Genomic DNA, 19137 nt, shown 5'->3' on the forward strand with positions numbered 1-19137 from the left:
GACAACAGGGAGGAACGAAGGATGGTTTCGCGCAGGTCATTCCTGAGGAGCAGTGCCGGCGCGGCGCTGCTGATCAGCGGCGCGCCGGCCGGCCTGATGGCGGCGGATGCGAAGAAGCTTCGCTTCGGCGTTGGGCTCAAGGCGCTCAACGCCACCATCATCAATTGCGTGATCGGCGAGGCGCTCGGCTACAACGCGCAGGAAGGGTTCTCGCTCGACGTCCAGGCGCTCGGCACCAATGCCAACGTCCAGGTCGCGACCGACCGGGGCTCCGTCATCGTCGGCGTCGGCGTGCCGTCGACAGCGCTGCCGCTGCTCGCCAAGGGCGAATGGGGTGGCGCGAAACTGTTCTATCAATATACCTATCCGTACAAATGGGACATCGCCGTCCCGCCTGGCTCGGGGCTCAAGAGCTACACGGACCTCAAGGGCAAGAAGATCGGCGTGTCCGACTTCGGCGCCACCGAATATCCGGTGACCAGGAACGTGCTGAAGGCGCTCGGCCTCGATCCGGACAAGGATGTGAGCTGGGTCGCGGTCGGCAACGGCACGCCGGCGGGCGTCGCCCTGCAACGCGGCGTGATCGATGCGCTCGCTTATTTCGATACTGGCTTCGGCCAGATCGAGGCCGCCGGCATCGAGCTGGCCTATCTGCCGCGTCCGACCACGATCCCGATGGTCGGCGGCCAGTTCCTGATGGCGATGCCGCCGACGTTCGAGAAGGACAGGGATCTCCTGGTCGGCTTTGGCCGCTCGGTGTGCAAGGCGTCGCAATTCCTGCTCGCCAATCCGACCGCCGGCGCCAGGGCCTTTCTCAAGATGTACCCGGAGACGGCGCCGCGCGGTGCCAGCGAGGACGCGGCGGCCAAGGCCGTGCTGCAGTCGATCAGCCGCCGCATCAAGCTCTACGCGCCGCCTTATGCCGATACGAAGATGGGCGGGATCAACGAGCAAGAGTTCCGCACCGAGGCCGCGATGAACGGGCTGGACATCAAGGACTATGCTGCGCTCTACACCAATGAGCTGATCGACAAGATCAACAATTTCGATGCGGTGAAGGTCAAGGCCGAGGCGGCTGCGTACAAGGGATGACGGCACAGGACCACGACAGCAGCTCGGGCCTTCGCCATGCGGTGGTGACCGGAACCAGCTCGGGCATCGGCCGCGCCATCGCCGAGCGTCTGCTGGCGGACGGCTGGCGCGTGACCGGCATCGACCGCGCGGCCTCGGTGCTGTCGCACGAACACTTCGGTGGCTTCGAGGCCGATCTCGCCGAACCGCAGACGCTGATCGCGCGCCTTGCTGACGTCGGCGCCGTGACCGCGCTGGTCCACGCCGCCGGCTACATGCGTGTCGGCCGTCTCGGCGAGTTGCAGGCCGAGAGCAGCGAAGGGATGTGGCGCGTCCATGTCGGCGCCGCGGAGGCGCTGGCCAATGCGCTGGCGCCGCGCCTGCGCGAAGGCGGGCGCATCGTGCTGATCGGCAGCCGCACCGCCAATGGCGCGGCCGGCCGCAGCCAATACGCCGCGACCAAGGCGGCACTCACCGGCCTCGCGCGCTCCTGGGCGATCGAGCTGGCGCCGCGCCTGATCACCGTCAACGTCGTCGCACCGGCTGCGACCGACACGCCGTTTCTGCGCGATCCCAGCCGCGCCGGCATCGCCCCGGTGCTGCCGCCGATGGGGCGCTACGTCGATCCGGTCGAGGTGGCTGCGCTCACCGCCTTCCTGCTGTTGCCGGAAGCGGGCGCCATCACCGGCCAGACCATCACCATCTGCGCAGGCGCCTCGCTCTGAAACGGCGCGTGCGACCCCGACCAGGAGAATGACCATGACCGTTCGTATCGTCGACGTCCGCGAGGTGACGAAGCCGATCTCGTCGCCGATCCGCAATGCCTATATCGACTTCACCAAGATGACGTCGAGCCTGGTCGCGGTCATCACCAATGTCGAGCGCAATGGCCGGCCCGTGGTCGGCTACGGCTTCAACTCCAACGGCCGCTACGGCCAGGGCGGCTTGATCCGCGAGCGCTTTCGCGCGCGCCTCGTGGAAGCTGACCCGACATCGTTGCTCGATGCCAGCAAGGACAACATCGACCCGGACAAGGCCTGGGCGGCGATGATGATCAACGAGAAGCCCGGCGGCCACGGCGAGCGCTCGGTCGCGGTCGGCACGTTGGACATGGCGATCTGGGATGCGGTCGCCAAGATCGCCGACAAGCCGCTGTTCCGTCTGCTCGCGGAGCGGCACGGCCGCAAGGCCGAACCGCGCGTCTTCGTCTACGCTGCCGGCGGCTACTACTATCCCGGCAAGGATCTCTCGGCGCTGCGCCGCGAGATGCGCGGCTATCTCGAGCGTGGCTACACTGTCGTGAAGATGAAGATCGGCGGCGCGCCGATCGACGAGGACCGCCAGCGCATCGAGGCCGTGCTCGCGGAGATCGGCCCCAACAATCAGCTCGCGGTCGACGCCAATGGCCGCTTCGACCTGGAGACTGCGATCGCCTACGCCAAGATGCTGCGCGACTATCCGCTGTTCTGGTACGAGGAGGCGGGCGATCCGCTCGACTATCACCTGCAGGCGACGCTGGCCGATTTCTATCCCGGCCCGATGGCGACCGGCGAGAACCTGTTCAGCCACCAGGACGCGCGCAACCTCATCCGCTACGGCGGCATGCGCCCCGATCGCGACTGGTTGCAGTTCGACTGCGCGCTGTCCTACGGCCTGTGCGAGTATCTGCGCACGCTCGACGTGCTCAGGATCTATGGCTGGTCGCCGTCGCGCTGCATCCCGCATGGCGGTCACCAGATGTCCCTCAACATTGCCGCCGGCCTCGGCCTCGGCGGCAATGAGAGCTATCCCGACCTGTTCCAGCCCTATGGTGGCTTCCCCGACGGCGTGAAGGTGACCGACGGCCACATCACGATGCCCGACCTCCCCGGCATCGGTTTCGAGGGCAAATCCGATCTCTATGCCGAGATGCGCGCGCTCAGCGCGTGAAGCTGAGCGGGGCGTCCGACGGCCGCCCCAGCGTCATTGCGAGCGCAGCGAAGCAATCCAGATGGTCTCCGCAGAGGGATTCTGGATTGCTTCGCTGCGCTCGCAATGACGGAGGAGAGAGGATCAGTTCCTTCAGCGACCTTTACGCAGGCGCGAGCCCATCAGGCACGTCCGCGCTCCATCGCACCCATCGCTGTCGTCCCGGGCAAGCCGCGATGGCGCGAAGCGACGGCGTGGCGCCGACCCGGGACCCATACCCCCAGGGAGATGTGATGGCGCGAGATGTGGGACCAGTCTTGTCCCTCAACGGCGGCGGTGGCTATGGATCCCTGCGTTTGCAGGGATGACAGCGCGGACTGCAGCAACGTCGAGGATCATCGTTGGCGCCCTACGCCTTCGCAGCCTTTGACGCCAGCGCGTCGGCGACCGCGGTGCGGATGTCGGCGATCGAGAACGGCTTGGTGATGACGTCGTGAGCGATCGCGCTGAGATTCGACGCCCGCTCGCGCTGATGGGCAAAGCCGGTCATCAGCAGGATGGTCAGGTCGGGAAAATCGCGTGCTGCCGACAGCGCCAGCGCGATGCCGTCCATGATGGGCATTTGGATGTCGGTCAGCAGCAGGTCGAAGGCGCCGGCCTCGCGCGTCAGGATGTCGAGCGCCTCGGCACCGTCCTGCGCCGTCACGATCTCATGTCCATCCATGGCAATGGCGCGCGCGACCAAGGTCCGCATCGAATCTTCGTCGTCGGCGATCAGCACGCGCGACATGTCGTTTCGTCTCCGTCTCGTGGGCCCCGCGGGCGACCCACGAGACCGGAACCATCATGCACTGCCGGCGGCGAGATCGCGCCGGTTGAAGAACCGTATATCGATATTGCGGCCTTCGGGAGGGGGCGAGGCGAGCCGCGACTTGAACGTCGTGCGCTCGCCGGGCTTGAGCGCGGTCTGCTCGAGCAGCGTGTTCCAGGCGTAGATCTCGGTGCCCTGCGCGTCACGGACGCTGAAGCGCAGCCGCGGCAGGTCGACCGATTTCTTCGTCAGGCTGACGATCGTCCCCTCGATCACCAGCACCGGCTTGCCGTCGACGGTTTCGGTCGCCACCTTCAGGTCCTTGAAGGTCAGGCCGCGCAGGTTCACCTCGAGCCCGACCAGCTTGTAGAACGAGGCCGTCTGCGGCAGCAGCCTGACGACGTCGGCGCGCCACACCACCAGCGCAATCGTGAGCGCCGCCATGGCGGCCGTCAGCACCGGCAGGTTCAACACCTTGTTGCCTGGGAAATCCGGCAACGTCGGGCGCCTGATGAGTTTGCGGAGACCGGCGAGGCGCGAAGCCCCGCTCTGCGCCGGCTGCGCGGCATCGGCCGTGTCGTCGTCGGGCTCGGCGAGGGCATCCTCGGGCCAGCCGGCAGCCAGTGGCGGACTTTCCATATCGGGCGTCCGTTCGTCGTCGTCTTCCTGGCGCGCGAGGGCTTCCCACTCGTCGGCCGCGTCACGGGGCGCGGCCGCCGCGCCGGCCTCCGCCATGGCAGGCATGGGGGCGGGCGCCTCGACCGCATCCTCCGGTCGTGCCAGCCAGACCTCCTTGCAACGGGAACAGCGTACGTTGCGGCCAGCCATACCCAGGGTTGCCACGTCGATGGCATAAGATGTCGTACAATGAGGGCAAACGATGAACATCGCGCCTGTTCTCCAACGGCCATTGCCGCTTTGTTTCCGACAGTTCGTGCTACAAGGACCGCCATGTCGACGAACATCGGAACTCAATCGCGCCAATGGTACACGGCGACCGTTAACGAACCGGAAACCATAACGGGCGCTCAATCGGGCCATCGTACCGCTGAGCTTGGAGCGTGCGGGTCTGCCGCGCACGCGGTCGAACGGAGCTGACGCTTTGGTTCGGTTCGAAAATGTTGGGCTGCGCTATGGATTGGGGCCGGAGATTCTCCGTGACCTCAGTTTCCAGATTCCGGCCCATTCCTTCCAGTTCCTCACCGGCCCGTCGGGCGCGGGCAAGACCTCGCTGCTCAAGCTGTTGTTTCTGTCGCTGCGGCCGACCCGCGGCCTGGTCAATCTGTTCGGCTACGATATCTCGCTGCTCAGCAAAGAGGAGATCGCCGATCTGCGCAAGCGCATCGGCATCGTGCTGCAGGACTTCCGGCTGCTCGATCACATGACGACCTACGAGAACGTGGCGCTGCCGTTTCGCGTCATGGGGCGGGATGAATCGAGCTACCGCAAGGAGGTCATCGACCTCCTGAAATGGGTCGGCCTTGGCGAGCGCATGGACGCGCTGCCGCCGATCCTGTCGGGTGGTGAGAAGCAGCGCGCGGCGATCGCGCGCGCCGTGATCTCGCGGCCGCAACTGCTGCTCGCGGACGAGCCGACCGGCAACGTCGATCCGACGCTCGGGCGCCGCCTGCTGCGGCTGTTCATCGAATTGAACCGCTCGGGGACGGCGGTCATCATCGCAACCCATGACATCACGCTGATGGACCAATACGAGGCCCGCCGGCTGGTGCTGCATCAGGGACGATTGCACATCTATGAGTAGCGTAGACGATCGCGGCCTCCTGGTCGATCTCGGCGACGACCGCCCGCAACTGCCAGCGCAGGCCCGCATCGTGTCGCCGATCGTGCCGCGGGCCTCGATCGCCGGCCGCGCGCTGGTCGCCGTGGTGGCGATCATGACCTTCCTGGCCTCGATCACGACCGGCGGCGTGCTGCTGGTCAGCGAGTCCGCGGCCGAGTGGCAGTCGGAGGTGTCGAGCGAGATCACCGTCCAGGTTCGCCCCAAGACCGGACGGGACATCGAGCGCGACATTGCCCTGGTGACGGAGGCGATGCGGGCGCAGTCCGGAATCGTGGAGGTCCGGCCGTTCACCAAGGAGGAATCCAGCAAGCTGCTGGAGCCGTGGCTCGGCAGCGGCCTGTCGTTCGACGAGCTTCCGGTGCCGCGCGTCATCATCGCGCGCGTCCAGCCCGGCACCAGCTTCGACCTCAACGCGCTCCGCAGCCGCGTGACCCAGGTTGCGCCGACCGCCAGCGTGGATGACCACCGCGCCTGGATCGAGCGCATGCGCTCGATGACCGGCGCGACGCTTTTCGCAGGCTTCGGCATTCTGCTGCTGGTGATCGCGGCCACCATCATCTCGGTGTCGTTCGCGACCCGCGGCGCGATGGCCGCGAACCGGCCGATCGTCGAGGTGCTGCATTTCGTCGGCGCCGGCGATCGCTACATCGCCAACCACTTCCTGCGGCATTTTCTGCAGCTCGGACTGGAGGGGGGCGTGATCGGCGGCGGCCTTGCGATGCTCGGATTCGGGTTCTCGGAGTCGATCGCCAACTGGTTCTCCGGCACTCCCGTCGGCGATCAGTTCGCGGCGTTGCTGGGGACATTCTCGCTGCGCCCGCTCGGCTATGTCGCGATCGCGCTGCAGGCCATCGTGATCGCCGCGGTGACCGGCTGGGCCGCACGCCGCACCCTGTTCACGACGCTGGCGAGCATCGACTGATGGCGGCTTCTATCCCCAGCCGTCTCGTTGCGGATTTCACTTGGCCCGAAAACCGCCTAAAATCGTCTGCGCCGGGGTGAGGCAGGACGGGGTGAGCTGGGTCACGAACACGGCGGAGGTCGCGCGCCAGGATCGGCGGCGAGCGAACGTGATCGGGAGGCCGGCGAAACCTGCCTGCGTTCCCGGACTTGAACGACGGGATCGCGCGACGGCATGGCGCCGCGCGCAGGCAGGCAAGGACAAGCCAGGCGTTGCATGGAGCCGGAGACTGACCATAGCAGGCGAAAGCTGCCGCTCACCGTGGCGGTGTGGCGGACGCTCGCGGGCGCCGTGGCGACGCTCGGGGTCGGCTTCTTCGTCGCGGCGGTCGGCTTCGTCGGCTTCCTCTCGCAATTGCGGGGCGCCGAGATCCAGCCCGAGCGCAAGGCGGACGGAATCGTGGTCCTGACCGGCGGCTCGTCACGCGTATCGGACGCGGTGGAACTCCTGGCGGGAGGCTATGGCCGGCGGCTGCTGATCTCCGGTGTGCACCCGACCAACGAGGCCAGCGACATCACCCGGTCACTGCCCGAGGCGCGATCATTCATCAACTGCTGCGTCGATCTGGATTATTCGGCGATCAACACCCGCAGCAACGCTGCGCAGACGCGGCGATGGGCGAGCGAGCGCGGCTTCAAGTCGCTGATCGTCGTGACGTCGAACTATCACATGCCGCGGGCCATCGTCGAACTGTCGCATGCGATGCCGAGCATGGATCTCATTCCCTATGCGGTCGTTGGCGAGAAATGGCGCGACGAGCCGTGGTGGACCAGCGCGCCGACGGTGCGGCTTCTGCTGTCCGAATATGCCAAATATGTCGCCGCCGAGATGCGGCTGCGGCTGGCCGATCTCGGCCTCGATCTCGCGCCTGAGTTCGATCCGCCAACCGGCTCGGTGTCGCGCCGACCGACGACGGCGCAAGCCAATTGAACTGGGTTTCTGATGGTCTCGATCTTCCTGCGTTCGCTGCTGTTCAACATCCTGTTCTACCCGAACTTCGTGCTCTGGGCGCTGATCGCGTTGCCGACCCTGGCTATGCCCCGCAAGGCGCTGCTGCGCGTCGCAAACTGGTGGGCGCAGAGTAACATCTTGTTGATGCGCGTCGTCTGCAACATCCGCGTCGAATATCGCGGCGTCGAGAAGATCCCGAAGGGGCCGCTGATCGTCGCCGCCAAGCATCAGTCGATGTGGGAGACGATCTCGCTGCTGCATTTCTTCGATGCGCCGTTCTTCGTTCTCAAGCGCGAGCTGCTGCGGATTCCCCTGTTCGGACAGTATCTCGTCAAGGCGGACATGATCGCGATCGACCGCAGCTCCGGCGCCCGCGCGTTGAAGCAGGTGATGCGGCGGGCGGCGGAGGAGGTGAAGCACGGCCGTCAGTTTGTGATCTTCCCGGAAGGCACCCGGCGTCCGGCGGGCGCACCGCCCGACTACAAGGGCGGGGTCGGCCTGATCTACACGGATTGCGGCGTACTCTGCCTGCCGGTGGCCCTGAATTCGGGTCTGTTTTGGCCACGCCGCACATTTCTGCGCTATCCGGGCACGCTCGTCGTGGAGTTTCTCGATCCGCTGCCGCCTGGCCTGCCGCGCGATGAGTTCATGGCGCGGATTCAGAGCGTCATCGAAGAGGCGACCGGCCGGCTCGTCGCCGCGGGGCAGGCGGAACAGGCGCAGTTGTTTGGCCGGGTGCCGGCGCCGGTGAAGGCTTGAGGGCTATGTCTTGCTTGGCGCAGGATGCAGCGAGTGGCCGTCATCGTGCAGCATCGTCGCCAGCCGATGCAACTGCGCGTCGCGAAAGCCCTGCGCCTCGATCGCCTTCACGGTCGAGATCACGTAGTCGCGATTGGCGCCGGACTGGCCGTGACCCTGGCGCACATGGCGCAACTGCTCCTGTGGCGACAGCCGGCCTGCATATTGCACGTGGCCGCGATCGACCACGTAGACCAGCGCGCTCACCCGCTCGCGCGCGTCGTTTTCAAGCCAAACCGAGCGCGTCACTTCGCGATATACCGAGGTTACCTGCTCACGCGCCCGCAAATAGGCGATGGTCTCGTCGCGCTTGTCTGCTGCCACCCGGAACGCAATGCCGCGACACGCGCCGCCGCGATCGAGACCGAGCACGAGGCCCGGCTTCTCCGGCGTTCCGCGGTGGACGAACGAATACACACAGAGCGCGCGATGCTCGCCGATCAGCCGCGCCGGCACCTGCTCGAGAAAAGCGAATCCGGGCCGCCACATCAGCGAGCCGTAGCCGAAGACCCAGAGGTCGCCGTGGGGAAGGTCGCGTTCGGAGAGGGTCATTGCGGACATCAATGCGGAAGCCTAAGTGTGATGCTCGCGAATTGTTAATTTAGATACACAATCCGTGATCGCCGAATTGCCAAAATTGCTGCCCAAAGGGTGTCCTGCATGTCTCGTTTGCCGCAAGCGCGCCGCAGGCGCTCTCGTTGGGGGCTCTTCATAGCTCCCGTTCTGCTCCTGATCGCCGCTGTTGCGTGGAGCGCATTCTGGTTCTTCGCCGCTTCGCAAGTGGATGTCCAGGCCGACGCTTGGCGTGCGCGCGAAGCAAAATCGGGACGCGTCTATGACTGCGCGAAGCGCTCGGTCGCGGGCTTCCCGTTCCGGCTCGAGGTCCGCTGCACGGATCCGAGCGTGGACCTGTTCTCGCAGGCCGCCGGCACGCCTTTGATGAATGCCAAGCTCGACGAGATCCTCGTCGTCGCCCAGGTGTGGGACCCGAAGCGGCTCATCGCGGAGTTCAAGGGACCCGCGACGATTGCTGATGGGCGCGGACCGACCTCGTTCTCCGCGAACTGGCGCGTCGGCGAGGCCAGTGTCCGCGGCCTGCCAGGGCCGCCACAGCGCGCCGACCTCGTGTTCGAACAACCGACCATCGACCGCATCGAGGGCGGGACAGCCGTGCCCGCCGCGCGCGCCGATCACGTCGAGTTGCACGGCCGCTTCGCCGACGGCACGCCGTCCGACCATCCGGTGCTGGAGACTGCGCTGCAGATCGAAAGCGGCAGCATCCAAGGCAGCCATCCTCTGCTTGCCGAACCGTTCAATACCGACATCCAGGCCCGCGTCACGGGTCTCAAGGACTTCCGGCCCAAACCCTGGCCGGAGCGGTTTCGCGAGATCCAGGCGGCGGGCGGTCATGTCGAGATCGTCCAGTCGCGCATCCAGCAGGGCGAGCTACTGGCCGTTGCGTCGGGCACGCTCAGCCTGACCGCCAATGGCGGCATTGATGGCGAAGTGCAAATGACGGTGGCCGGGATCGAAAAGGTCATTCCGGCGCTCGGTCTCGACAAGATGCTCGAAAACGGCGTGCCGCAGGGGACGCTCGATCGCGTAGCGCCGGGTGTGAAGTCGCAGGACGTCAACAACCTGCTCGGTGCGCTCGACCGCGCCATTCCCGGCCTCGGCAAGGTCGTCAAGCAGAACGCCAATGTCGGCGTCGCGCTCGGTATCAATGCGCTCGGCAAGGAGGCCACCCTCGAAGGGCGCAAGGCGCGGACCTTCCCGTTGCGCTTCTCCGATGGCGTCGTCGTGCTCGGTCCGTTCAAGGTCGCCCGCGTCCCGCCGCTGTTCTGACCTCAGCTCTTCTTCAACTGCGGCAGCGGCCGGCCGAAGTCCGGCGCCGCCGAATCCTGGCCGATATCGACGATGCCGCGGCGGATCGCACGGGTGCGGGTGAAGTGATCGAACAGCGCATCGCCGTCGCCGCGGCGGATCGCCCGCGTCAGCTTGGAGAGGTCCTCGGTGAAGGTGCCGAGCATGTCGAGCACCGCATCCTTGTTGCTCAGGAAGATGTCGCGCCACATCGTCGGGTCGGAGGCGGCGATGCGGGTGAAATCGCGAAAGCCGCCGGCGGAGAACTTGATCACCTCGGACTCCGTCACCTGCGCCAGCTCGTCGGCGGTGCCGACGATGGTGTAGGCGATCAGATGCGGCAGATGGCTGGTGATCGCGAGCACGCGGTCGTGGTGATCCGGCGTCATGATCTCGACCTTGGCGCCGAGCGCCGCCCAGAACGCGCGGAGACGATCGATCGCGTCGGCATCTACACCGTCGGGTGGCGTCAGGATGCACCAGCGGTTGATGAACAGCTCGGCGAAACCAGAATCCGGTCCCGAATTCTCGGTGCCGGCGACCGGATGCGCCGGCACGAAATGAACATGCGCTGGCAGATGTGGCGCCATGTCGCGAACGATGGCGCCCTTCACGGAGCCGACGTCGGAGACGATGGCTCCGGGCTTCAGATGCGGCGCGATCTCGGCCGCGACCGGACCGCACGCGCCGACGGGAATGCAGAGGATGACGAGGTCGGCATCCTTGACCGCCTCCGCATTACTCGCCACGACGCGGTCGACGAGGCCGAGTTCGGCGACGCGCGCGCGCGTCTTTTCCGAGCGCGCGGTGGTGACGATCTCGCCGGCCACGCCCTGCAGCCGCGCCGCCCGCGCGATCGAGCCGCCGATCAGGCCGAAGCCGATCAGCGCGATGCGTTCGAACCGCCCCGCGACGCTCATTTCGCCCTCATGAATTCGCTGAGAGCCTCCACGACCAGACGATTGGCTTCCTCGGTGCCGATCGTCATGCGCAGCGCGTTCGGCAGCTTGTAGTTGGCGAGCGCGCGCAGCACGAGGCCGCGCCGGGTCAGGAATGCGTCGGCCTCGACCGCGGTCTTGCCCTTGTCGGTCGGGAAGTGGATCAGGATGAAATTGGTGACGCTCGGCGTCACCTTCAGCCCGAGCTTGCCGATCTCCTCGGTCAGCCAGTTGCGCCACGTTTCCGTGTGCGTCTTCGACATCTGCTGATGCGCGGTGTCCTCGATCGCGGCGACCGCGGCGAGCATCGCCGGCGAGGAGACGTTGAACGGCCCACGGATTCGGTTGATCGCATCGACGATGTGCGCCGGGCCGAACATCCAGCCGACACGGAGCGCCGCGAGGCCGTGGATCTTGGAAAAGGTATGAGTGACGACCGTGTTCTCGGTCGTCGCCACCAGCTCGAGCCCGAACTCGTAGTCATTGCGCGAAACGTAGTCGGCATAGGCGGCGTCGAGCACCAGCACGACATGCGACGGCAGGCCGGCACGCAGCCGCTTGACCTCGTCGAACGGGATGTAGGTGCCGGTCGGGTTGTTCGGGTTGGCGAGCCAGACCAGCTTGGTGCGCGGCGTCACCGCGGCAAGGATGGCGTCGACATCGGTGCGATACTCCGTCTCCGCGGCAACCACGTTCCTGGCGCCGCAGGCCATGGTCGCGATCGGATAGACCAGGAAGCCGTGCGCGGTGGAGATCGCCTCGTCGCCTTGGCCGAGAAAGGTGTGTGCCAGCAGATTGAGGATCTCGTCGGAGCCGGCGCCGCAGACGATGCGGTCGGGATCGAGGCCGTAGGTGCGGCCGATCGCCTCGCGCAGCACCCGGGAGGTCCCTTCCGGATAATCTTCCAGATGCGTGGCCGCGCTCTTGAACGCCTCGATCGCCCTCGGCGAGGGACCAAACGGGGTCTCATTGGCCGACAGCTTGAAAACCTTGCGGCCAGGCTCCGGCTTGGGACTCTTGCCCGGCGTGTAGGGCGCGATGTCGAGGATGCCGGGGTTCGGCACGGGGCGGTTCATCATCAACTCCGGAAAATCATCACTGGCGCGAGGCGTCTCAGCTCGGAACCGTATAGCGTTTCGCATGGCCGCCGACGAGGGCCGTCGAGCGGACCGAGGCGCCCGCCGCGATTAGGGCAGCCTTGATCTTGTCGAGGTTCGACGGCGCCTCGATCGACACCAGCAGCGCGGCGCCGTCGAAGGCGGTATCGGGCACCGCGACCACGTCGGCCAGCGGCGACAGCGCGCGCGACACCTGCGCATTCCAGCCGGAGACGCGGATGCTCCAGGTCTCGACCTCCAGCACGAGCGCGTCGTCGGCGACCCGCGACACCGCGAACACCGGCAGCGCCGCCGGATGGTCGGCACGCTCGATGAACGGCATCCGGGCGATGATCTTCGGCGCGCCCACGGGCTCGAGCGTGATCCACCACGGCGTATGCCCCGATGTCGTCGACACCAGCGCAAGATCGCCCTTCGAGCGCGCCACGGCTTCGACGGCGGCCTGGGCGCTGAAATGGGCGACATAAGGCACCACGAAGCCGAAATGGAACCTGGCGGAATCGCGCATCGCGGATTCGCCGACCGACACGTCGGCGTGCACCGAGAACGGCGCCTGCACGTAAGTGAACGTCGAGACGATCACGCGCCAGATGCCCTCGACGGTGTCGAGCGGCAGGATGCCGCGATGGCGCTGCACCAGGCGCCGCATCATGTCGGCCTCTCGCGCCGGCCGGAATGCCGAGCCGACCTCCTGGGTCTTCTTGACCTTGATCAGCCGGTCGATGATGTCGGCCCTGTTCATCAGGAGCTGATGGACCTGCTCGTCGATCGCGTCGATCTCCTTGCGCAAATCGGCAAGCGAAGGCGGGGCAGGCGGCGGGTTGGACATGGGCTGGTCACTCTTCGCAGGCCACCGGTTAACGTGCGGCCGACTGGAACGGATGTCGTTCTCTCCGATGCGGGAGACGCGCGCAACAGCAAGTTTACCTTGTGCCGCCTAGGCTTGGCTGGTTTGCAGCCGTGGGGCGCCCGATCGGCGGTCAACCCCAGCTTGCCTTGACGCGGAGCGCCCGCGGGACTAGTTTCTGCCTGTTCCGTGGTCATTTGAGCCGGCCGGCTTGCAGCCACGTTAAAAAACTCGCTAAACAGGCCGGGGACGTTATCGATCCCGGCCGAACCCCAGTTCAGGCCGGGTTTTTCATGGCCTGATATGTCACGTGGTTCGGGAGCCCTTGCCGGATGGCCGGGGTGAGAGACATGACAGGCCTGACGCCGAAACCCACCTCCGCGCTGCGCACGATTGCGCCCGAAGAGCGCTCGCACGAGGTCGATCATCCGAGCTCGCTGGTCGCGCAGTTCGGCGCTGACAAGCCGCTCAGGCTCGATTGCGGCGTCGACCTGTCGCCGTTCCAGATCGCCTACCAGACCTATGGCGAACTCAACGCCGACAGGTCCAACGCGGTCCTGGTCTGCCACGCCCTGACCGGCGACCAGCACGTCGCCAACCGCCATCCCGTCACCGGCAAGCCCGGCTGGTGGGAGACGCTGGTCGGCCCTGGCCGCCCGCTCGACCCGAGCCGTTATTTCATCATCTGCTCGAACGTGATCGGCGGCTGCATGGGCTCGACCGGCCCGGCCTCGCTGAATCCCGCCACCGGCAAGGTGTGGGGGCTCGATTTCCCGATCATCACCATCCCCGACATGGTGCGCGCTCAGGCCATGCTGATCGATCATCTCGGCATCGACACGTTGTTCGCCGTGGTCGGCGGCTCGATGGGCGGCATGCAGGCGCTGCAATGGACGGTGGCCTATCCCACCCGCGTGTTCGCGAATCTCGCGATCGCCTGCGCGACGCGGCATTCGGCGCAGAACATCGCCTTCCACGAGCTCGGCCGCCAGGCCGTGATGGCCGATCCCGACTGGGACCACGGCCGCTACGGCGACAAGGGCACTCATCCGCATCGCGGCCTCGCGGTGGCACGGATGGCCGCGCATATCACTTATCTGTCGGATGCCGCCCTGCATCGCAAGTTCGGCCGCCGCATGCAGGACCGCGAACTGCCGACGTTCTCGTTCGACGCCGATTTCCAGGTCGAGAGCTATCTGCGCTATCAGGGCTCGTCCTTCGTCGAGCGCTTCGACGCCAACTCCTATCTCTATCTGACGCGGGCGATGGACTATTTCGACATCGCCGCCGATCATGACGGCGTGCTGGCGGCGGCGTTCCGCGGCATCAAGACCCGCTTCTGCGTGGTGTCCTTCACCAGCGACTGGCTGTTTCCGACCGCGGAATCGCGGGCGCTGGTGCATGCGCTCAATGCCTCCAGCGCGCGGGTGTCGTTCGCGGAGATCGAGACCGACAAGGGGCACGACGCGTTCCTGCTCGACGTCCCCGAGTTCTTCGAGATCGCCAGCGCCTTTCTCGATTCCGCCGGCAAGGCGCGCGGCCTCAACGCCGCGAACGGAGGCTGAGCCATGAGCATGCAGGGCGTGTTGCCGCTGAACGGCTTTTCCGGCGGCGAGGTGCTGGCCTATCGGCCGGATCATCTGCTGGTCGCCGGCATGGTCGAGCGCGACTCCAAGGTGCTCGACATCGGCTGCGGCGACGGCGATCTCTTGCAGCTGCTGGAGAGCCGCGGCATCGACGGCCGCGGCATCGAGCTGTCGCGCGAGGGCGTCAATCATTGCGTCGCCAAGGGGCTCGCGGTGGTGCAGGGCGACGCCGACACCGATCTCGTCGACTATCCCGACGATGCGTTCGACTATGTGATCCTGTCGCAGACCTTGCAGGCGACGCGGCAGCCCAAGGTCGTGCTGGAGAATCTGCTGCGCATCGGCCGTCGCGCCATCGTCACCTTTCCGAATTTCGGCTTCTGGCGGCTGCGCCTGCAACTGCTCGTCGGCGGCCACATGCCGCGAACCGACAATCTGCCCTTCACCTGGTACGACACGCCGAACATCCATTTCTGCACCATCAAGGACTTCGTGCAGCTCTGCGATGAGATCGGCGTCAAGATGGAGCGCGCCGTCGCGCTTGATAGTTACGGCCGTCCCTTGCGCGTCGCGATGCCCTGGTGGTTCTGGAACATGTTCGGCGAGCAGGGCGTGTTCCTGCTGAGCAGGGCGGAGAAGGGGCGGTAGAGCGCGCTCGCTGCTGCAGCGGGGCGCGGTCTAAGTTGATGGCTCGCTCTCTCCACGTCATGGCCGGGACAAGCCCGGCCATGACGAGCTTGGGGTTGGCGGTTTTTACTTTTCAAAGAGCCGAGAGCGGTTGATACAAAGTGCTGCGTTCCCGCGGTGCGTCTACACCCGAGCTTTGCATTAGTCCTGCCTCCGATAACGAAGAGGCGCAGGGAAGGCCGGATGCTGGCCGCACCCATGGCCCGCCTGCGGAAAAAATGCAGGCGGCAGGAACCACAGGTACGAGCCGGAACACCCGGCCTTCCCTGCGCGATGGTTGAACGGCTGCTTCGCGTTCTCCCCGGTGCGCCGGGCTTTCTGGCCACCGTCGTCCGAGTGATGCAGAACACCACAACAAACTTGGCATCAGCGTCGGGATGCCAGGACCGCGCGACTTGACCGTGCGCATCGGAATTGTTCGTCCGCGCGAGGTAAGCCCCACGCGCAATCCGACACGCCCATCGCATCCCACACTCAGCGTTCGTGACGACCGCGATACGCCCCTCTTGCTGCGAGGCGGGACGCGCGGAAATCTGCGCCTGATTTGCCCGACGGCGCAAGTGCCAAACGTGCGACGAACTAACACGACGGGCAATTCGCGCATGACGCTCATGCGCAAACTGCCCGTCGTGCAACGACGCCGCTTCGTCGCTGTGGCTGGGCCGGCAATCTACAGCAAGCCGACCTTGTGCATGATGTCGCGGATTTGCGCCGGACTGGGATCACCGACCGCCGGGCTGGACCACTCGCCGGTGGTCGTTGCCGGGCCCCGGGCAACCGAACCGGATCCGTTGAGCTTGCCATTCGGCGCCTGCGGCGCCAGCGTCGGAGACGTCGCGGCGTTCGGCGCGCCGCGCGCCAGTCCCAACAGGCGACGGAGCACGTCGAGCGAGGGATCGGACGCGGGCGCGGAGGCCACGCTCGCCTCCAGGCCGAGGGCGCGCATCGCATTCGGCAGCCCGGCTCCCGCGCGATTGGGATCGCCGAATTGCAGCGGCGTCGATGTCTCCTTCAGGATCTGGAACAGCCGCTCGACACGCCGCGCGTCGCGCGTCGCGAACTGGCCCTTGAAGTCGGGATGATGCGCCAGCACGAGCGCGGCGAGACCGGTGACGTGCGGCGTCGCCATCGAGGTGCCGTCCCAGGCGCCGAAGCCATCCGCCGGCAGCGAGGACACGATGCCGACGCCCGGCGCGCAGACGTCGATCTCCGGCCCGAAGCAACTGAACTTGGCCGGAAAATATCCGTCGCTGCTGCGGAAGCCATCCAGCGCCTGCTGGGCGTGGAAGCTGTCCTCGGGAAACTCGCCCCATTTGCCCATCGCGGCGACCGACAGGCAATGCGGCGTCGAGCCGGGAAACTGGACCGGCCCCGACGAATTTCCCGCGGCGACGATACAGGCGAGGCCCATCTGCTTGGCCCGCAGAATCCGCTCCTCGATGATCTGCGACGGCTCGCCGCCGCCCAGGCTCATGTTGGCGACGTCGATGCCGTTCTCCATGCAGTAGTCGAGCGCCGAGACGAGATCGCTGAACCGGCCCCCCGGGAAGATCCGGCAGACATGGATTTCGGCCGCCGGAGCGAAGCCGCGAATGCCTCCGCCGCTGCCGACAGGCCCGCCGGCGATGATCCCGGCGCAATGCGAGCCGTGGCCAATCGTATCGATGGTCCAGCTCGCGGGATCATTGCCGACGATGCTCTTGCCGATCGTGACGCCGTGCAGATTGCGATGGGTTGGTGCTGCGCCGGAATCGATCACCGCGATCTTCACGCCTGCGCCATTGTAGGCGAGGGGAACGCGGTCGAGGCCCATCGCGCGCTGGCCCCATCCCAGCAATTGCTGGCCGGGAAAGCCGCGCAGGTAGGCGCCCAGCGTCTTCGCGGCGATGCGGTTCACGCTGTCGGGGGTCAGTTGCGGACGATCGAGCCAGAAGGTCCAGTAATCGACCCGCGGCTTGATCAGGATCGAGCGGATGGTGTCGGGCGTCTCGCCCTGAATCTTGAGCGTGACGCGGCCGCTGGCGTCGGTGACGCCCTGAACCGGCCATACGCTGCCGAACACGTACACTTCCACCTCCGGCAGCGGGCCGCTCTCGCCGACCACTTCGATCGTCGTCGAGAACCCGTCGGCCAAGGGAATGAGAACGCCGGGATTGGGCAGCTGATGCGGCGCCGGCACCTGCGGGACGGTCGGATCGAGCATGTAGGTGAGCGGCGCATCGCGCTCGACCGCGAGCCGTGCGCCGGCCTGGGCCTTCAGCAATTCGGCCTTGTCGGGCGCCATGCGGGCCAGCACCATCGGGCCGAGCGGGGCTTGCCCCGGGTCGGCGCTCTGGAATCCGAGCAGCCGTGGCGGCTGAATGGTCTTCACCACGTCGATGTCGGGAGTGTTTGTCAGTTGCTGGACGATGAAGTCGGCGCTGAAGGTCGCAAGCCCCGTCTGCTGGCGCGGGGCCAGGATGTACTGCGCCCGTCGCTGCGAGATCGTTGCGACGGGTTGGCCCGCTGCCGGCGGCGCCTTGCCGCCGTCGCTGCGGCCCGTGCCTTGCGCGGCAGGGGCTGCAGCGGCGGCTGCCGGCGTTGTAGCCCGCGGTGCGGCAACGGCCTCGGCTGGTGGCTGCTCCGCTCCGGGCCGTGCTCCGGTGCCGTTGACGGCCGTGCCGGCCGCATCCTTCTTCGGATCCGAGATTTCAGGTTTGCTTCGTGCGGCCATTTGCGGGCTCCTTCATCCTCGCTCGTGACATCGTCGGGGGGGCGCGGCTGAAGTCAGCCGGCGCCAAAGGGTTTCAGCGGAGCATTCGGCTCCACCACGATCGTGCTGAAAGTCGATCGGAGGCGGTCGGCCTGGCTCTTCGTCATCGACAGGATGACGACGTCGGGCGCGACCTGACCGACGCGTTTCACGCCGGGCTCGCGGCTCAAATGATCAGCAAGCTGGCCGGACTTGACCGGCTCGCCTTGCACGATGAATTCCTGCTCTGAGTTCGGATCCGCCATGCGTCGCTCCCTCCATGTCAGGTCGGCGGTGGGCGGACTGTTCGTGCGCCCACCGCCTTGCTTGCTTGGACCCGCGTTGCGAATGGCGCGGGTCGCTGCTTCAGATCCGCCGTCCTAGTGCATCGTGCCTGCGGGCTGGCCGGTGCTGAAGATGCCGAGCGTGTGCCCGATGTTGAGGCCGGTCTGCGCGCCCTGTCCGATCTTCTTGAGCACGCTCCAGAAGCCCTGCAGCTCCATGTCGGTCGGCTGCGCGGCCGCCGCCTGCTGGCCCGGCTGGCCGGCGCTGAAGATGCCGAGGTCGTGGCCGACGTTGAGGCCGGTCTGGACGCCCTGACCGATCTTCTTGAGCACGCTCCAGAAGCTCTGCAGCTCCATGTCGGTGGGCTGCGCGGCCGCCGCCTGCTGGCCCGGCTGGCCAGCGCTGAAGATGCCGAGGTTGTGGCCGACGTCGAGGCCGGTCTGGACGCCCTGACCGATCTTCTTGAGCACGCTCCAGAAGCCCTGCAGCTCCATGTCGGTCGGCTGCGCCGCTGCGGGTGCCGCTTGCGGACCGGTGCTGAAGATGCCGAGGTTGTGGCCGACGTTGAGGCCGGTCTGGACGCCCTGACCGATCTTCTTGAGCACGCTCCAGAAGCCCTGCAGCTCCATGTCGGTCGGCTGCGCCGCTGCGGGTGCCGCTTGCGGACCGGTGCTGAAGATGCCGAGGTTGTGGCCGACGTTGAGGCCGGTCTGGACGCCCTGACCGATCTTCTTGAGCACGCTCCAGAAGCCCTGCAGCTCCATGTCGGTCGGCTGCGCCG

At 66.5% G+C, this 19137-nt stretch carries 19 protein-coding genes and 1 riboswitch; of the genes, 10 read left to right on the plus strand and 9 right to left on the minus strand.

Annotated elements, in window-relative coordinates:
• Positions 1-21 precede the first annotated feature (21 nt).
• From ACQR1E_RS32375 to ACQR1E_RS32385, 3 genes are read left to right on the plus strand one after another with little or no spacing between them, the layout of a single operon-like run.
• Positions 22-1092, plus strand: coding sequence for an ABC transporter substrate-binding protein (locus tag ACQR1E_RS32375; protein WP_434898029.1), 1071 nt, complete (start codon positions 22-24; stop codon positions 1090-1092).
• A complete protein-coding gene (locus tag ACQR1E_RS32380; protein WP_315718115.1) occupies positions 1089-1796 on the plus strand; it encodes an SDR family NAD(P)-dependent oxidoreductase in 708 nt (235 codons plus the stop codon). Before ACQR1E_RS32375 ends, ACQR1E_RS32380 begins: the two co-directional genes overlap by 4 nt.
• Before the next feature lie 34 nt (positions 1797-1830).
• Positions 1831-3000, plus strand: a complete 1170-nt coding sequence (locus ACQR1E_RS32385; RefSeq protein ID WP_315826641.1) for a mandelate racemase/muconate lactonizing enzyme family protein — start codon at positions 1831-1833, stop codon at positions 2998-3000.
• Between the two features lie 388 nt (positions 3001-3388).
• Here ACQR1E_RS32385 and ACQR1E_RS32390 read toward each other — a convergent pair whose 3' ends face one another.
• Together ACQR1E_RS32390 and ACQR1E_RS32395 are read right to left on the minus strand one after the other, a co-directional pair.
• Positions 3389-3769, minus strand: a complete 381-nt coding sequence (locus tag ACQR1E_RS32390; RefSeq protein WP_315718112.1) for a response regulator — start codon at positions 3767-3769, stop codon at positions 3389-3391.
• A 54-nt stretch (positions 3770-3823) separates the two neighbouring features.
• Positions 3824-4678, minus strand: coding sequence for an MJ0042-type zinc finger domain-containing protein (locus ACQR1E_RS32395; RefSeq protein ID WP_434898032.1), 855 nt, complete (start codon positions 4676-4678; stop codon positions 3824-3826).
• 214 nt (positions 4679-4892) lie between these two features.
• Between ACQR1E_RS32395 and ftsE the strand changes: the two genes are divergently transcribed.
• The 4 genes from ftsE (at position 4893) to ACQR1E_RS32415 (ending at position 8262) form a co-directional block, all read left to right on the plus strand.
• Complete coding sequence (ftsE, locus tag ACQR1E_RS32400; RefSeq protein ID WP_006615648.1) at positions 4893-5552, plus strand: cell division ATP-binding protein FtsE; 660 nt, start codon at positions 4893-4895, stop codon at positions 5550-5552.
• The gene (locus ACQR1E_RS32405) at positions 5545-6513 is read left to right on the plus strand and encodes a cell division protein FtsX (protein WP_315718109.1); all 969 of its coding nucleotides are present in this window, start codon (positions 5545-5547) and stop codon (positions 6511-6513) included. Before ftsE ends, ACQR1E_RS32405 begins: the two co-directional genes overlap by 8 nt.
• Before the next feature lie 255 nt (positions 6514-6768).
• Positions 6769-7482: a YdcF family protein gene (locus ACQR1E_RS32410; protein WP_315718108.1), complete on the plus strand. Its 714-nt coding sequence runs from the start codon at positions 6769-6771 to the stop codon at positions 7480-7482.
• Positions 7483-7494: 12 nt separating this feature from the next.
• A complete protein-coding gene (locus ACQR1E_RS32415; RefSeq protein ID WP_434898030.1) occupies positions 7495-8262 on the plus strand; it encodes a lysophospholipid acyltransferase family protein in 768 nt (255 codons plus the stop codon).
• Between the two features lie 3 nt (positions 8263-8265).
• Here the strand turns inward: ACQR1E_RS32415 and ACQR1E_RS32420 are convergent, their stop codons facing one another.
• A complete protein-coding gene (locus tag ACQR1E_RS32420) occupies positions 8266-8862 on the minus strand; it encodes a gamma-glutamylcyclotransferase (protein ID WP_409977989.1) in 597 nt (198 codons plus the stop codon).
• A 99-nt stretch (positions 8863-8961) separates the two neighbouring features.
• Between ACQR1E_RS32420 and ACQR1E_RS32425 the strand changes: the two genes are divergently transcribed.
• The gene (locus tag ACQR1E_RS32425; protein ID WP_316171789.1) at positions 8962-10146 is read left to right on the plus strand and encodes a DUF2125 domain-containing protein; all 1185 of its coding nucleotides are present in this window, start codon (positions 8962-8964) and stop codon (positions 10144-10146) included.
• A gap of 2 nt (positions 10147-10148) precedes the next feature.
• On the opposite strand, the gene ACQR1E_RS32430 is transcribed toward ACQR1E_RS32425, so the two are convergent.
• The 3 genes from ACQR1E_RS32430 to ACQR1E_RS32440 are packed head-to-tail and all read right to left on the minus strand — an operon-like array spanning position 10149 to position 13049.
• On the minus strand, positions 10149-11084 hold the full coding sequence (locus tag ACQR1E_RS32430) for a prephenate/arogenate dehydrogenase family protein (protein ID WP_315753824.1): 936 nt from the start codon (positions 11082-11084) through the stop codon (positions 10149-10151).
• The gene (hisC, locus tag ACQR1E_RS32435) at positions 11081-12178 is read right to left on the minus strand and encodes a histidinol-phosphate transaminase (protein WP_315753822.1); all 1098 of its coding nucleotides are present in this window, start codon (positions 12176-12178) and stop codon (positions 11081-11083) included. The genes ACQR1E_RS32430 and hisC overlap by 4 nt, the downstream gene beginning before the upstream one ends.
• Positions 12179-12215: 37 nt before the next feature.
• Positions 12216-13049: a chorismate mutase gene (locus ACQR1E_RS32440; RefSeq protein ID WP_315718102.1), complete on the minus strand. Its 834-nt coding sequence runs from the start codon at positions 13047-13049 to the stop codon at positions 12216-12218.
• Positions 13050-13246: 197 nt separating this feature from the next.
• Positions 13247-13326: riboswitch (SAM riboswitch) on the plus strand.
• Between the two features lie 91 nt (positions 13327-13417).
• On the opposite strand from ACQR1E_RS32440, the gene metX reads away from it, so the two are divergent.
• Both metX and metW read left to right on the plus strand, forming a co-directional pair.
• Complete coding sequence (metX, locus tag ACQR1E_RS32445) at positions 13418-14632, plus strand: homoserine O-acetyltransferase MetX (protein ID WP_315753818.1); 1215 nt, start codon at positions 13418-13420, stop codon at positions 14630-14632.
• Positions 14633-14635: 3 nt separating this feature from the next.
• Complete coding sequence (metW, locus tag ACQR1E_RS32450) at positions 14636-15301, plus strand: methionine biosynthesis protein MetW (RefSeq protein ID WP_315718100.1); 666 nt, start codon at positions 14636-14638, stop codon at positions 15299-15301.
• 709 nt (positions 15302-16010) lie between these two features.
• On the opposite strand, the gene ACQR1E_RS32455 is transcribed toward metW, so the two are convergent.
• The 3 genes from ACQR1E_RS32455 to ACQR1E_RS32465 all read right to left on the minus strand — a co-directional run.
• Complete coding sequence (locus tag ACQR1E_RS32455) at positions 16011-18053, minus strand: S8 family serine peptidase (RefSeq protein WP_316176005.1); 2043 nt, start codon at positions 18051-18053, stop codon at positions 16011-16013.
• A gap of 53 nt (positions 18054-18106) precedes the next feature.
• Positions 18107-18337, minus strand: coding sequence for a hypothetical protein (locus ACQR1E_RS32460; protein WP_315718098.1), 231 nt, complete (start codon positions 18335-18337; stop codon positions 18107-18109).
• A 114-nt stretch (positions 18338-18451) separates the two neighbouring features.
• Positions 18452-19137 (minus strand): hypothetical protein (locus ACQR1E_RS32465; protein WP_434898031.1); only part of this gene is annotated, 686 nt, incomplete at its 5' end.

The sequence above is a fragment of the Bradyrhizobium sp. HKCCYLRH1030 genome (assembly GCF_051168395.1).
Taxonomy (GTDB): Bacteria; Pseudomonadota; Alphaproteobacteria; order Rhizobiales; family Xanthobacteraceae; genus Bradyrhizobium.

Excerpts from the sequence above, each read along its gene's own strand:
- ACQR1E_RS32375 (WP_434898029.1), top strand. The coding sequence starts at position 22 with ATGGTTTCGCGCAGGTCATTCCTGAGGAGCAGTGCCGGCGCGGCGCTG.
- ACQR1E_RS32380 (WP_315718115.1), top strand. The coding sequence starts at position 1,089 with ATGACGGCACAGGACCACGACAGCAGCTCGGGCCTTCGCCATGCGGTG.
- ACQR1E_RS32385 (WP_315826641.1), top strand. The coding sequence starts at position 1,831 with ATGACCGTTCGTATCGTCGACGTCCGCGAGGTGACGAAGCCGATCTCG.
- ACQR1E_RS32390 (WP_315718112.1), bottom strand. The coding sequence starts at position 3,769 with ATGTCGCGCGTGCTGATCGCCGACGACGAAGATTCGATGCGGACCTTG.
- ACQR1E_RS32395 (WP_434898032.1), bottom strand. The coding sequence starts at position 4,678 with ATGTTCATCGTTTGCCCTCATTGTACGACATCTTATGCCATCGACGTG.
- ACQR1E_RS32405 (WP_315718109.1), top strand. The coding sequence starts at position 5,545 with ATGAGTAGCGTAGACGATCGCGGCCTCCTGGTCGATCTCGGCGACGAC.
- ACQR1E_RS32410 (WP_315718108.1), top strand. The coding sequence starts at position 6,769 with ATGGAGCCGGAGACTGACCATAGCAGGCGAAAGCTGCCGCTCACCGTG.
- ACQR1E_RS32415 (WP_434898030.1), top strand. The coding sequence starts at position 7,495 with ATGGTCTCGATCTTCCTGCGTTCGCTGCTGTTCAACATCCTGTTCTAC.
- ACQR1E_RS32420 (WP_409977989.1), bottom strand. The coding sequence starts at position 8,862 with ATGTCCGCAATGACCCTCTCCGAACGCGACCTTCCCCACGGCGACCTC.
- ACQR1E_RS32425 (WP_316171789.1), top strand. The coding sequence starts at position 8,962 with ATGTCTCGTTTGCCGCAAGCGCGCCGCAGGCGCTCTCGTTGGGGGCTC.
- ACQR1E_RS32430 (WP_315753824.1), bottom strand. The coding sequence starts at position 11,084 with ATGAGCGTCGCGGGGCGGTTCGAACGCATCGCGCTGATCGGCTTCGGC.
- hisC (WP_315753822.1), bottom strand. The coding sequence starts at position 12,178 with ATGAACCGCCCCGTGCCGAACCCCGGCATCCTCGACATCGCGCCCTAC.
- ACQR1E_RS32440 (WP_315718102.1), bottom strand. The coding sequence starts at position 13,049 with ATGTCCAACCCGCCGCCTGCCCCGCCTTCGCTTGCCGATTTGCGCAAG.
- metX (WP_315753818.1), top strand. The coding sequence starts at position 13,418 with ATGACAGGCCTGACGCCGAAACCCACCTCCGCGCTGCGCACGATTGCG.
- metW (WP_315718100.1), top strand. The coding sequence starts at position 14,636 with ATGAGCATGCAGGGCGTGTTGCCGCTGAACGGCTTTTCCGGCGGCGAG.
- ACQR1E_RS32455 (WP_316176005.1), bottom strand. The coding sequence starts at position 18,053 with ATGGCCGCACGAAGCAAACCTGAAATCTCGGATCCGAAGAAGGATGCG.
- ACQR1E_RS32460 (WP_315718098.1), bottom strand. The coding sequence starts at position 18,337 with ATGGCGGATCCGAACTCAGAGCAGGAATTCATCGTGCAAGGCGAGCCG.